The following is a 12,702-nucleotide window of genomic DNA, read 5'->3' on the forward strand; positions in this document are numbered from 1 at the left end:
CGTTATTCGACGGCCGCAACCGCCATCAGCATGCGGATGACCGCATGGTCGAGATCGTCGTCGACTGGCCCGGGTTCGGAAGAGAGTCGTACGATCACGGTCTCCGTCTTCGGATCGATCCACAGCCACTGGCCGTGAATGCCGATGGCGGCGAGCGCACCGGTGCCGGTCGCATACCAGTAGGAGCGATAGCTTCCTTCCGAGAAGAGCCAGGCCTGGTTGCCGGTGGCCCAGGTCTGCCGGTTGCCGCCTTGCCAGATCGATTTTATCCACTGTTCCGGAATGATGCCATTGCCCATGAGCCGCACCATTTCTCCGATGCGGGCAAGATCGCGCGCGGTCATCGAGAGACCAGCGGAGGCCCGTGCATTGCCAATCCTGTCGAGTGTCAGATGGGCGTCGCTATAGGCGCCCAAAGGTTGCCAGAGATGGGTCTCGACCAGATCGGCAAACCGCTTTCCGGAAGCAATCTCCAGCAGAATGCCTGCGACATCCGTGTTCGGCGAATGATAGGCGTGGATGCTGCCATGGGGATGCGGCCCCCTGGGGATGGTGCAGAGGAACGACTTGAGGTCCGGCGCCGGATCCGACGGCTTTTCCGGGTTCCACAACATGGCACGGCGATAGCGATCGAAGGCGCCGGTCAGGTCGAGGTAATCCTCCGCAAAGTCCAGGCTGACGCTCATGTTGAGCAGTTGCTCGACCGTTGCGTCGCCGTAAGCCGATCCGCGCGCGCCCGGCAGGATATCTGCTATGCCGTCCGAGAGCTTCATCATGCCCTGTTCGATCAGCACGCCGGCAATCAGAGCCGTGATCGACTTGGAGATTGAGAAGATCATATGCGGCCGGGCTGGATCGCAATGTGGAGCATACCATTCGGCAGTGATCTCGCCCTTGCGCATGACGACCAGGGCATCGCTATGGGTGTCCGTCAAGAACGTCTCGAGCGATATCGCCTGCCGGCCGAGCCCGGTAATGGGCAGATCCGACAACGACCCCAGAGGCAGTTCTCTATCTTCCCGGATGCGCCGGCTTGCGATGATCGCCGAGGGAACGATCTCGGATGCATTCTGAAATGACCAGGAGGAATAGGGTCGCGTACGCCAGTTCGCGAGCGTTATATCTGCGCGGTTGAATGGATCCATAAACAGCGTCTTTCCGAGGATCGAATGGGGAATGTCGCCCAGTAGTACAGCGCGATTTGCGATCGCACAATCAATTCTCGCGAAAACTCCCGTGATTTTCTTTTGGTTGCCCGCAGTTTAAGATGGAAATGAGAGGGGGAATCTGCATTAAGATATTAAAAATAAACGGTTAATTTTCTAAATCGCAAATTTCGTACTCTCCGTAAAAATTTCCATTGTGCGATCGCAGATCGCGATATAGGCTCACCTTAATCAAGAAATAAAGGGGTATGTGAATGCGGAAGATTTTCGGCAACGGAAAGAAGCTAACCTTTTATGACTTCGGGGCGACGATCGTGTATGCGTCCCGGTTCGATCAGCGATTCCCCTATTGCGCCTATGTGCCGGAAGACTACGACGAGGATTCCGACAAGACCTATCCGCTGCTGGTCGTGGTGCACGGTACCGAGCGGCACATGGAAGGATACAGGAATGCGTTTGCCGACTTTGCGGAAGCAAACGGCGTCATCATCCTGAGCCCGCTGTTTCCCGCAAGCATTGCCCGCCCGGGCGATATCAACAGCTACAAGATGATCCGCTACGGCGACCTGCATTATGACGCGGTGATGATCGACATGATCGCCGAGATGAAGGAGCGCTATCGCATCGCCGGCGACAAGGTGATGATGTACGGCTTCTCCGGCGGCGGGCAGTTCACCCACCGCTTCCTCTATCTGCATCCGGAGCAGATCCTTGCCGCCTCCATCGGCGGACCCGGCACCGTTACGCTCATCGATCCAGATCGGGATTTCTGGGTCGGAACCCGCAATTTCGAGAGCGTCTTCGGCAAGCCTCTAGATCTCGATGCCCTGCGGCAGATACCCGTTCACATGATTATCGGCGGCAACGATCACAACACCTGGGAAATCACGGTGAAGCCGACCGATCGATGGTGGATGGAAGACGCCAACATCGCCGGCGTCGATCGAGTCGATCGTATCGTCTCCCTGAAGAACAGTTTCGAAAAGGCGGGCGTGAACGTGACCTTCGATGTCGTGCCCGATGTTGCTCACGACGATGAAACGATGATGCCCCTGGTGAAGAATTTCTTTGCGAAAATCCTCGGCGACCTTCGCGGTCGCAGTCTTTGAAAACGGATTGCCTGAACATATCAACCCGGGAGTTCACAATGAGAACCTGTTTACGCATGGCAGCCGCTGCCGCACTTATGCTAGTGCCGGATATGACGTTTGCGCAGGCGCCACAGAAAGGCGGCACGCTGACGATCGCGCTGAATTCCGACATCCGCAGCCTTGATGCCAGCCGCCGCGACGCCAATACCGACACCGTCCTCAACCATATCTACGAACAGCTGGTCGCCTATCGCGACGACCTGTCCGTCGGGCCGGCTCTCGCGGATTCCTGGGACATTTCTGCCGACAAAATGGCCTACACTTTCCATCTTCGCCCGGACGTCGTCTACCACAACGGCGATGCCGTTCGCGCCGCAGACGTCAAATGGCTGTGGGACAGGCGTATGAACACTGCCAAGACCGACAATCCGTGGGTCTGCGTTCCGAATTTCGACGGATCGCAGGGCTTCAAGGTTGTGGCAGTCGAGGCGCCTGACGACAGGACGGTGGTCTTCAAGCTGGACCAGCCAAGCGGCATGTTCCTGATCCGCATAGCGAGCATTGCCTGTAACGTTTGGGCGGCAAGTCCCAAGAATGTCGGGCCCGACGACAAGTGGATCGCCAATTCGGCCATCGGCAGCGGACCATTCAAGCTGAAGGAATGGAAGAAGGAGCAGCAGATCGTCCTGGAGCGCTTCGATCGCTACAAGCCGTCCAAGGCGCCGGGCAGCGGCTATAGCGGCGACCGCACGGTGAATGTCGATACGGCACGGTTCGTGCTTATTTCCGATAAGTCGTCGGCGGAAGCGGCTCTGCTGGCTGGGCAGGTCGATGTCATGCAAACCGTGCCGGCCACACATATGGATGACCTGAAGGGCAAGGGTGCACAGATCGTATACTCGCCTAGCCTGTCGTTTACGGCCCTGATGGTACAGACCAGGGATCCGCTGCTTTCCGACGTCCGGATGCGCCGCGCGATCGCTCAATCGATCGACCTGAAGCAGATCGCCGAAGTCAAGACAGCGGGCCTTGCGAATTACAACCCCTCCGCCGTTGCGCAGTCCAGCGCCTATTTTGACGATGCGTTCCTCGATTGGCCGCCGTACGATCCCGAGGCCGCAAAGGCTTTGCTGAAGGAGGCCGGTTACAAGGGGCAGCCGATCAAGATCCAGACCAATACGCGCTATCCCGGCATGTATGACAATGCGGTCCTGATACAGGCCATGCTGACCAGCGTCGGCATGAATGCGCAACTGGACATCCTGGACTGGGCGGCGCAACTCGAGAACTTTCTCGCCGGCAAGTTCCAGTTGCAGTCGTTCGGCTTTTCGCCGCTTGCAGATCCGAGCCTGAGATATGCCGGTCTCATCGGCGACAAGGCGAAGGATCCCACTCTCCAATGGGAGAACAAGGAGGCCATGGCGCTGAATATCGAGGCCATGAGGGAGACCGACACGGCAAAGCGGCTGGCACTGTTCAAACAGATCCATGCTTTGATGGTCAAGGACCTGCCGATCTTCGGTCTCTACTACACCCCGATCGTGGATGCGGCAGCGTCGGATGTCCGAGGCTACAAGGTGTGGGCCATGGACCGGGTCAGGGCCTGGCACGTCTGGAAGGCAAAATAGCATCCGCCTCAAATCCATTGGCAATGATGCAGCTATGGCATTCCGATCAACCACTCGCCGAAATCGGTCGGCGGGTGGCTTTCTTTACAACCACCGCGGTGATCTGCGGCGATCAATCTCCAGGAAGTGGACGGCGAGATGAAAATATCGGAACTTGAAGGACGGCTTCAGGCTTTGTCGGAAGGCCGGGGTTTTGATGTTTACTGGCATCTCCGGTTGGCGGCCGGTGGAGAAGAGTTGACGCGCAATGGTGCGGCAGTCCTGCCATCGGCAAGCGTTCGCAAGATATCGGTGATGATGGCCGCACTGCACGCCGCTGCCGAGAACCGCCTGGATCTCGAGCAGCCCGTCATCATTGAGAAGGAGTTGCAGGAAGGAATTCTCTCCGGTGTATGTCAGTATATGACACCCGGCCTGACCTTCCCGATGAGAGATGCCATTCTGCAGATGATCATTACCAGCGACAACATCTGCACCTATGAGGTCATGAAGGGTTTCGAGATACCCGAATTCACCGATTATTGCCGCCGCATCGGTATGGACAATACAATCCATCGTACCCGTTTGCCGCCGGTCGGATTGAAGCGGGAACATGAACTCGACCAGGTGACGACCACCACGGCCAGCGATCAGGTGCTTCTCCTCAATCTGATCCTCGCCGGAGCAAACGGCGATCTGGCTGCTATAGAATGCCTTGGTGTCGATGCCGAAAATTGCGCAATGGCGCTGCGCTTCCTGACGTGGCAGCGCTATCGCAGCATGATCCCGGGACACCTCCCGACCTTGACGACTGTTGCCAACAAGACCGGCTGGGGAGAGCGTGGATGGATGGATGCCGGTATCGTCTTCAAGGACGGTGCTCCCCTCTATATCATGAGCGCGACGACCGACAATGTTCCTAAGACCATGCCTGACGGCATGCCTGGTCGCGTGGCGTCTGCAACGTTGATCGCTGAACTTTCCCGCGCGTGCTGGGAGATGCTGGGCTGAGTGACGCGAGATCCGTCCGATCCTCCGCGAAACCCTGAGGATCCAAGCGACCCTGCGATGTGATCATGCTTGGCTATGATTTCGTCGATCCATCGGCGATGCAGGATCTGTTGCCTCGGGCCGCCGAAGCCAATCTCGGCGTGGTGGCTACGGACGCAGTCCGCGGAGCCTTGGCCGCCAGGGCCGGATTGCCGACCTTATGGCGCCAACGCAAGACTCACGACGCGGCGGCGTAGCGGCTGCGGCCGGTCTTTTTCGCCTCATAAAGAGCCAAATCGGCTCGGCGCATCAAAGCGTCTGTCGACTTCGCGTCGTGAGGGTACCTTGCCAGACCGATAGAAATTCCGACCTCCAGCATTTGGCCGTCAACCACAATCGGATCGACCATTGCCTTCAACAGGCTTTCAGCTGCGCTGGCGGGATCGCTTTGTCTTGATGCGTGCTTGAACAGAACGACAAACTCATCTCCACCGACACGCGCAAGCAAATGCCGTTCGTCCAGAACCGAACGGAAGCGTTGCGCCACCGCGTGGAGAAGAGCATCTCCGATCGCATGCCCATGCGTGTCATTAACTTCCTTGAAACGATCGAGATCGATCCACAATAGCCCAAACTCCTGATTGGACAGCGCCTCTTTTCGCAGCTCAGCATGCAACAACCTTCGATTCGGAAGTCCCGTCAACTCGTCATGGTTCGCGAGGTGGTCCAAGCGATCACGAGCACGTTTATGATCGCCAATATCGCGAACTTCGACGAGATGTCGCAACGTGCCTCCCGACAGGATCGGTGTTGTGTTGAGCGCTACGTCCACCCGCACCCCATTGGTCGCCTTTAGCTGTCCTTCAGTCTCGTAAAGGCGAGGTGCGTGACGATTGGCGCCTGCCGGGAGTTCAAAAAAGTCGGCAACGGCACGACCTTCGATACTCGACCCTTCACAGCCCACTAATCGCTCGAATGCCTTGTTTGCCGAGATGACCTCATCATCCTGACAAATAAGGATGCCGATCTGTGCGGCCTCGAGAATGCATCGCATCTGTTGGGCGTCAGCGGTCGCGTCATGAGCACGTCGATCAAACATAATCGTCACCAGACTGAAGATCACGATCAATGTTGTGACCACGGCAATGGAGAGCCCGAGGAGAAATTCCGACAGGTTCCCATCCGCAACTCGGAGAGACGGGTCGGTCCTGAGAAGGGCGGCACTCATCGCCGTGAAATGCAGTACGCAGATAGCTGCACCGAATAAGGTTCCCGCGGCAAGGCGAGATCCGACCGAAGCACGTCGACGTCCAGCGAATGTCGCCGCGATCACCAGTGAGCTGCCCGCGCAGATCGAAAGCGCAACGAGAGGCAAATGCCACTCGAAAGTGCCGGCAAATAGCAAAGCCCTCATGCCGATGAAGTGCATGATGCCAATTGCGGCGCTAAGAAGAAGACCGCCCGCGAGAACGTTGACAAGACCAGGCGACAGCAACAGGGGCGTCGCAGTTGCGGCAAAGGCAATTGCAAGAAAGGCCGAAATCGCTGTGAGACCTACATCGTAGCTCACAAACGCAGCAGGTTGAAAACCCAGCATGGCGATGAAGTGCGTCGACCAAATTCCACCACCCGCCGCGAAGGCAGCCACAAATACCCAAACGATCTTCATACGTCCAGATCGCGCTCTGGCATGGTCGAGGATGGTGAACAGTGCAAAGCCCGAAAAGAGCGCGACAACAATCGCCAGGATAACAAGCGTCGGATTATGATCGGTGCTGATGCAATCGAGTATGCGAATGAACATTTGGAGCTCCGCTACCGGCTAAAATCGACTTGCTGAGCGGGAGCCATGTCTCACTCGAGATAAAAGGCTCACGATCAGGGATTATGGCTGTGCAGCGCAAACACTGTCGATCCAACGATCGGCGCGGCCCTTAATATTGCTTTAAACTTATAGAGAGGTTTCTATCCATCTGGGCGTAAGAGGCTGAAAAAATGGAAGCACTCCTGCTCCAAGCGGACAAGTATATTCTGTGGAGAAAGCCGGCCGCCTGCCGGTGTTGAGTTCCGGCGTTGCGTGGCTCCTTTTCCGTTTGCAGCAATCGGGCTCGACGCCTCGCCGCCGGAGATTGAGACGATTGCGGCACGGTTGAAGCGAATGATGGCCGGGGCTTGAGGAGGCAGTCTTCTCCGTGCGCATCACGTCCGGTTCGAGATGTTGAGCCGATGCCCAAAGGTTACCCTCGGCCAGATCCGCTGGCATTACGAGCGAGATGCGTCCTGATTGGCGACGCTCCTGCCCGTCGAGACCGACGCGCGAAGAAGCTCGATGAATTCTTCCGCTTTGACACTCATAATTTTCGTCTTTCCATCTGTGTGATGAATCTCGATAATCTCCGACGCAATGCCCTTCTTTGAGTCGATGCTGTGGATCCGGGCAAAGGGTATGCTCCACTCCGCCGGTTTGCCGGTTTTGATCAAGCCTTTCCTCGCGAAATGAACGTCGCTTGATCGGATGGAGAATTCGCCGCCGACCCATTCACCACCATTCCGATGCAGCATCCACGCCGAAGCCGGCAGCAGGATCCACCTCCAGAATGGAATTTTGTAGTCGGCCGGCAATGGGGTCAACCATGCCGCAGGGATCGTATATGTCTTTGGTCCGGTCAACGCATCGTCCTCATCCAGGCACCGAGGTTGGCGAATAGCCAATTTAGCCAGGGCGGCCAAGTGAAAAGCGAGGGAATCCGGAGGCTCCCGCTCTGGGCGCGAGTGCCCGCCAACCGGGAATGTCTTGGTGCCAGTGGTTACTCGGTGGCTGAGACAAGGCCCAGTGCCAAAGCATATAGCGGAACAATCCAGAGCAAGGTGGCAAAAAAACCGGAGAACCAAAACCGCCTTGGTATATCATCGTCCGCCAGTCGCCGCATCCGCCGTGGCGGCGTGCGGGCCTCTGACCTCCTCCACAACAGGCCGGTGAAAAACAACCAGCTCGCAATCCCGCCAATCAATGTCATGGCGCAGAACAACACTATACCTACCCCGATCGCCAATGATGCGAGGAGCCCGCTGAATTCGTAGTTCAGGAAAGCGATGACGGCGGCGGCGATCGCCAGTCCGATTGCCAGAAAGGCCCAGTGGCCCCGAACGTTGACAATGGCTTCTCTGGCTTCAGATGGCACGGCGCGTATCGCAGCCGAAATGTTGGCGTTCAACTCATCCTCCCGATGGCGTCACCTTCCGCGGTTTGCGCGGATCAACATTCCAATCTGGATGAGTGGCAAAAGGTTCCGGATGAAGGCCAGGTTTCCTTCGTGGGTCGTATCAGCGCCCCCTATCAAGCGCTTCTAAGCAGCCGCAGCCCTGGGCGTTTTGAGACCGAGAATCCGCACCGCGTTATCATGGAAGATCTTCTGCTTGGTCGCGGCACTCATCTCGATCTCATCGAGAAGTTTTAGGCAGACGGCCGGATCCCAGCAGGGATAGTCCGTACCGTACATGACGTTGTCGGCGCCGAAATATTCGATCGCGAATTTCTGGCCGGCGGAATGCGGCGAAACCGTATCTGTGAACATCTGATGCAGATAATGGCTGACCGGCTTGGCCAGGCCCGCGGTCTTTGAATTCTTGTCCATGCGGCCGGATTGGTATGGCAGCGCGCCGCCCGTATGTGACATGACGATCTTGAGGCCCGGATGACGCTCCATGATGCCGGAAAGGATGAGCCGCGACGCGGCTGCGCTCACTTCCACCACGCGGCCGAGGCTCAGGTGCAGGGCATCATTATAACCCTGCATGACATCGGCGAAGACCGCATCGGTCGGATGCAGGAACATCGGCAGGCCAAGTTCCGCAACTCGCTCATAGAAGGGTTCCAGCCTGAGATCGTCGATCATGCCTTCCTTGCCGACGCTGCCGGGTAGGTTGACGCCCATCAGGCCGAGCCGGTTGACCGCGTCGTCGAGCACTTCGATCGCAACCCGCGTATCGACCAGGGGAATTGCGGCCGAGGCCCAGACACGGCCGGGATAACGCCGCTGCGCCCAGGCCATTTCCTCGTTCCAGGCGAGCGCCGCGTCGCGGCCTTCCTCGACCGGCAGCTCCGAGAAGTAGATCGACAGCGGGCCGATGGAGCAAACCACCGAAATGTCATGGCTGAGACTGTCCATATAGGCGAGCTGCTCGTCGAGATCGAACCACTCCTTCCAGCTCGCCACCGTGCCGCGGCGCCCATTGGCGCCGTGATAGGTGTAGCCGCCGCGCGCGTTCACGACAGCCTTCGGAAAGCCTTCGCGCTTCAGGAGCGGTTCGAAAATCGACCGTGGCCACCAGTGGAAATGGGAATCGATGATCTTCATGAGACTTGTCCTTGGATGTTCTTCAGCGGTCGCTATCGACTCGCCAGGAATCGGTTTTGGTTTCCAGGAATGACAGGATCTGGGTGAGCAGCACGCCGAGCACCACGACGATGACGATCGACACCATCATCTTGGTCGTCTGCATCAGCTGGCCGTAATAGGTGATGGCGTAGCCGAGGCCGGCATTGGCGCCGAAGAGTTCGGCAACCACGACACCCGTCAGCGCTCGGCCAACGCCGAGGCGAAGGCCGGCCATCATCACCGGTACGGATCCCGGCAGAGCGACGCGCAGGAAGATATCGAGCGGCCTGGCACCGAAGGAGCGCGCAGCGCGGGCCAGATCACGATCGGTATTCTTGATGCCCGACAGCGTGTTGGCATAAATCGGCGTCAGGGCGAAAAGGAAGGCGATCGCAATGATGGTCGGCGTGCCATAGCCGAGCCCGGCGACGAACAGCGGATAGAAGGCGACGGTCGGCGCCGAATACTTGAACCAGATGAACGGTTCGAGCGCCGATTCCACATCCGCAAACCAGCCGGCCAGCATGCCGAGGACAATACCGACCACGGCGGCAAGACCGAGCGACCAGGCGAAACAATAAAGTGTCGCAGCAACATTGGTGGCGACCGAACCGTCTTCGAACTGAACCATGAACTCCGCGGCGACCTGGCTCGGCGTTGAGATGAAGAACGGATTGATGAAGCCCGTGTCGACGGCGATCTGCCAGAAAACCACGATGCCGATCATCGACAGGGTGCCGAGCACGAGCGCCTGGCGGCGATAGAAAAGTTCGGCGATCATTTCGACCTCCAGTCGCGGACCTTGTTCTCAACCGATCGGACCATGACGGTCAGCGTGTAGCCGAAAGCGCTGACGATCAGAGCGTAAACAAGCAGGCGGTCGATGCGCATGGCGGAGCCATAAAGATTGAGCTGATAGCCAATGCCTGCCTGTGAGACGAAGAGCTCGCCGACGATGACGCCGAGCACGGCGCGGCCGACGGCGAGCCTGAGGCCCGTGAGCAGCGCCGGCAGCGAACCGGGTACGAGGACGCGAGCAAAGATATCGAACCTGGTTGCGCCGAACGAACGCGCCATGCGGAGAAACTTCGGGTCGGCCTCGCTCATGCCGGCCATGGTGTTGAGGACGATCGGGAAGACAGCGCCCAGAAAAACGACGGCGATCTTCGGGGCCATGTCGATGCCGAGCCAGATCACCATGATCGGCAGCAGCACCAGCGTCGGGGCGATATAGAGCGCCATCAGCGGCGGATCGATCAGGTAGCGGGCGATCTTCGAGGTGCCGAGCAGCACGCCGAGCGGAATGGATACCACGATCGCCAGTGCGAAACCGGCCACGAATTCCGTCAGGCTGATGCGGGCGTGATAGAGAAAATTGTCATTTCGGAAGATATCGATTGCCGCGAGGAAAACCTCCGTCGGACGGCTGGTGAAACGGCCATTCACCCAGCCGATGCCGGGAGCGATCTGCCACAGGACCAGAAATGCAAGGACGGCAAGCGTGCCGATCACCGCCGAGCGGGACGGACGCAGGAAGGAAAGGGACAGCTGTCGGGTTTCCGCCGGTTCGGCGGTTATCTCTGCCGATCTCATGCGACCTCCTGAACCAGTTGCATGCTGGACATGTCTTCGGCCAGATGGGCGCGCAGACGCTTGCGCAATTCATGAAAGGCGTCGCTGTCGAGGATTGCCTCATTGCGCGGGCGCGGCAGATCGACCGTGATCACTTCCTTGATATGACCCGGATTGCGGCCCATGACGACGATCTTGTCGGCAAGGAAGATCGCTTCGTCGATATCGTGGGTGACGAACAACGCCGTCTTCTTGGCGCGCTCCCAGATGCGCAACAGTTCGGTACCCATGATCTCGCGGGTCTGAGCGTCGAGCGCCCCGAACGGCTCATCCATGAGCAGCACTTCGGGATCGACGGCAAGCGCACGGGCGATATTGACGCGCTGGCGCATACCGCCGGAAAGCTGGTGGGGATGATAGTCGGAGAAGCGGCCGAGACCGACGAGGCGGATCATCTGCATGGCCCGCTCGTTGAGGTCGCCGCCGCTCCAGCGCTGCATTTCGAGCCCGAATTTGACGTTGCCACGCACCGAACGCCAAGGAAGCAGAGAGGCTTCCTGAAACACCACCGCGCGGTCGGGCCCGGGTCCGTCAACCCGCTTGCCGTCGATCTCAATAGACCCACGCGTCAGGTCGACAAGCCCTGCGACCGCCATCAGCAGCGTGCTCTTGCCGCAACCGCTGGAGCCGACGATGGTGACGAACTCGCCCTTTTCGACCGACAGGTCGACACTGTCGACGGCAGAGAACACCTCGTTGCTCTTCGGTTTGCGATAGTCGATTCCGAGATCGCGGATTTCAATCTGCGCCACTGCTTTCTCCTCCTGGAGCGGGCCTCCGCCCGCTCTCGTTATATTGTCATGCAGATGGAAGGCTCACTTCGGCTTCCACTCGTTGTAGGTATCGTGGAACGTGCCGATCCAATACTTGTCGACCGGCATAGGCTGCTTATAGGTGCCGTTCATGATGCCGACGTCCCAGAAGGCCTTCATGCCCGCGTCGCTCGCCAGACGGCCGTCTTCGAAGATCTCGTCGATGAAGTCGTCATAACCGCGGTTGAGATAGGTCTCCTCGAGGCCGAGCTTGGCGGCCAGAAGCTTGACCGATTCTTCCTTGTGGGCCTTGGACCACCGGACAGCCTTGGCAAAGCCGCGCAGCACGGCCTTGATGGCATTCGGATCGTTCTTGATGAAATCCTCACGCGCATAGAAGCAGTGGAACGGGAAATCCGGCGCGATCGACTTCTGTTGCAGGATCAGGTTGAAGCCACGATCGGCCGCCATGAACTTTTCCGGGGTCGCGAAGATGTTGACTTCGAGCTGGCCGGCTTCCATCGCTGCGAGACGCGGCACGGAACCACCGCCCTGGACGATCTGCACTTCGCTCTTCGGATCGATGCCCTTGGTCTTCAGCGCATAACGGGTCAGGAAATCGGTCGACGAACCGAAGGTCGAGACACCGAAACGCTTGCCCTTGGCGTCTTCGAGCGTCTTGATCGACGGCACCGAATACCAGTCGAAGACGGCCATGTTGAAGCCGCCGTAGAAGATCTTCACGCCCTGGCCGGTTTCGACCCCGACAAGCGCTTCCGAGAACGCGCCGACGCCGATATCCACGGCGCCGGCGACCATGCCGCGCACCAGATCCGTGCCGCCCTTGAAGGCGACGATCTTCACGTTGATACCTTCCTCCTTGAAGAAGCCCTGTGCATCGGCAACATAGATCGGCAACAGGGTCGAGGTATTGAGCGGCAGGCCGATCGTGATGTCCTTCTTCTCGATCGCCTGCGCACTCGCCGCCTGAAAGGACAGCGCGGCAAATGCCGCCGCTGTCGCCATAGTTTTCAGAAATTTCAACATTCTCTCCTCCTTGTGACGCCGACACTCCCTGCGGCATC

12 protein-coding genes are annotated in these 12,702 nt (G+C 58.5%); 3 read left to right on the top strand and 9 right to left on the bottom strand.

The features are described from left to right. Positions 1-2: 2 nt before the first annotated feature. Positions 3-1,145 carry a serine hydrolase domain-containing protein gene (locus tag ACSQ3G_RS24895; protein ID WP_436112107.1) on the bottom strand — a complete coding sequence of 381 codons (1,143 nt, stop codon included), beginning with the start codon at positions 1,143-1,145 and terminating at the stop codon, positions 3-5. A 275-nt stretch (positions 1,146-1,420) separates the two neighbouring features. On the opposite strand from ACSQ3G_RS24895, the gene ACSQ3G_RS24900 reads away from it, so the two are divergent. From ACSQ3G_RS24900 to ACSQ3G_RS24910, 3 genes are all read left to right on the top strand, one after another. Then, positions 1,421-2,275 carry an alpha/beta hydrolase gene (locus ACSQ3G_RS24900; RefSeq protein WP_436112108.1) on the top strand — a complete coding sequence of 285 codons (855 nt, stop codon included), beginning with the start codon at positions 1,421-1,423 and terminating at the stop codon, positions 2,273-2,275. Between the two features lie 38 nt (positions 2,276-2,313). Further along, entirely contained in the window at positions 2,314-3,885 is a 1,572-nt protein-coding gene (locus tag ACSQ3G_RS24905) for an ABC transporter substrate-binding protein (RefSeq protein ID WP_436112109.1), read from the top strand. Positions 3,886-4,023: 138 nt separating this feature from the next. Next, entirely contained in the window at positions 4,024-4,875 is an 852-nt protein-coding gene (locus ACSQ3G_RS24910) for a serine hydrolase (RefSeq protein WP_436112110.1), read from the top strand. Between the two features lie 217 nt (positions 4,876-5,092). On the opposite strand, the gene ACSQ3G_RS24915 is transcribed toward ACSQ3G_RS24910, so the two are convergent. The 8 genes from ACSQ3G_RS24915 to ACSQ3G_RS24950 form a co-directional block, all read right to left on the bottom strand. Next, entirely contained in the window at positions 5,093-6,658 is a 1,566-nt protein-coding gene (locus ACSQ3G_RS24915; RefSeq protein ID WP_436112111.1) for a sensor domain-containing diguanylate cyclase, read from the bottom strand. Between the two features lie 458 nt (positions 6,659-7,116). Continuing rightward, the gene (locus tag ACSQ3G_RS24920) at positions 7,117-7,524 is read right to left on the bottom strand and encodes a PH domain-containing protein (protein ID WP_436112112.1); all 408 of its coding nucleotides are present in this window, start codon (positions 7,522-7,524) and stop codon (positions 7,117-7,119) included. Positions 7,525-7,661: 137 nt separating this feature from the next. Beyond that, the gene (locus tag ACSQ3G_RS24925; RefSeq protein ID WP_436112113.1) at positions 7,662-8,069 is read right to left on the bottom strand and encodes a hypothetical protein; all 408 of its coding nucleotides are present in this window, start codon (positions 8,067-8,069) and stop codon (positions 7,662-7,664) included. 132 nt (positions 8,070-8,201) lie between these two features. After that, a complete protein-coding gene (locus tag ACSQ3G_RS24930) occupies positions 8,202-9,212 on the bottom strand; it encodes an amidohydrolase family protein (RefSeq protein ID WP_436112114.1) in 1,011 nt (336 codons plus the stop codon). Between the two features lie 22 nt (positions 9,213-9,234). After that, positions 9,235-10,014: an ABC transporter permease gene (locus ACSQ3G_RS24935; protein ID WP_436112115.1), complete on the bottom strand. Its 780-nt coding sequence runs from the start codon at positions 10,012-10,014 to the stop codon at positions 9,235-9,237. Then, the gene (locus ACSQ3G_RS24940; protein WP_436112116.1) at positions 10,011-10,826 is read right to left on the bottom strand and encodes an ABC transporter permease; all 816 of its coding nucleotides are present in this window, start codon (positions 10,824-10,826) and stop codon (positions 10,011-10,013) included. Before ACSQ3G_RS24940 ends, ACSQ3G_RS24935 begins: the two co-directional genes overlap by 4 nt. Further along, positions 10,823-11,617 carry an ABC transporter ATP-binding protein gene (locus tag ACSQ3G_RS24945; protein ID WP_436112117.1) on the bottom strand — a complete coding sequence of 265 codons (795 nt, stop codon included), beginning with the start codon at positions 11,615-11,617 and terminating at the stop codon, positions 10,823-10,825. The genes ACSQ3G_RS24940 and ACSQ3G_RS24945 overlap by 4 nt, the downstream gene beginning before the upstream one ends. 63 nt (positions 11,618-11,680) lie before the next feature. Further along, the gene (locus tag ACSQ3G_RS24950) at positions 11,681-12,664 is read right to left on the bottom strand and encodes an ABC transporter substrate-binding protein (protein ID WP_436112118.1); all 984 of its coding nucleotides are present in this window, start codon (positions 12,662-12,664) and stop codon (positions 11,681-11,683) included. Between the last annotated feature and the right edge of the window lie 38 nt (positions 12,665-12,702).

The sequence above is a fragment of the Neorhizobium tomejilense genome, assembly GCF_964254135.1.
Classification (GTDB): Bacteria; Pseudomonadota; Alphaproteobacteria; order Rhizobiales; family Rhizobiaceae; genus Neorhizobium; species Neorhizobium tomejilense.